Source organism: Staphylococcus devriesei (genome assembly GCF_002902625.1).
Lineage (GTDB): Bacteria > Bacillota > Bacilli > Staphylococcales > Staphylococcaceae > Staphylococcus > Staphylococcus devriesei.
In genome coordinates this window covers 1-594 of sequence record NZ_PPRG01000108.1, presented here as the reverse complement: position 1 = coordinate 594, position 594 = coordinate 1, and the positions used below count along the sequence as shown (strand labels likewise).

Annotated in this window: 1 pseudogene; it reads right to left on the bottom strand. The window is 34.2% G+C overall.

The features are described from left to right. Window positions 1-594: pseudogene (locus CD147_RS11700) on the bottom strand (CHAP domain-containing protein); the annotation flags it as partial.

The following is a 594-nucleotide window of genomic DNA, read 5'->3' as shown; positions in this document are numbered from 1 at the left end:
TCCATTTGATTTACGTGTCGCTGTTTTAACTTCTTTAATATCTGTTAAATCTACGCTATCATCGGCAAAGTCTGGAACAATGAAGTGGGTTAAGCCTGTATAATCATCTTCACGCAATTTAGCTGGTGTATTGGCATTTCCGTCATAGTTTTGTTCTAAGATTGTGAATGTATTTGTACCACCCGAATTGTCCCAAACTAAGCCTGTATGCCCCCATTCTCTATAAATACCCTCAGTATACACTGCAATAGCGCAAATAGGAGGAACATAATTTCTTGTATTTTTAACTACTTTCCAACCTTTAGGCATAGCATTTAAAGTATGCAATTCTTTGGCATTACCATAAAATCTAACTCCACCGGTAACGTGATATATGAAGTCTACACTTAAATCTGCACATTGATAAGCATACATATTATCAAAGTCTACAAACTGACCTTTCAGACTGTGCATATATTCAATGGCTTCTTTATATTTAACTGTACTTTGTGGAGATAATTTTACTTTTTCTTTTGTTTTTTCTAATAACTTTTCACTAGGTTTCTCGCTTGTTTCTTCTTGCACCCCATTAATATATTTTGCTATTTGCTTATC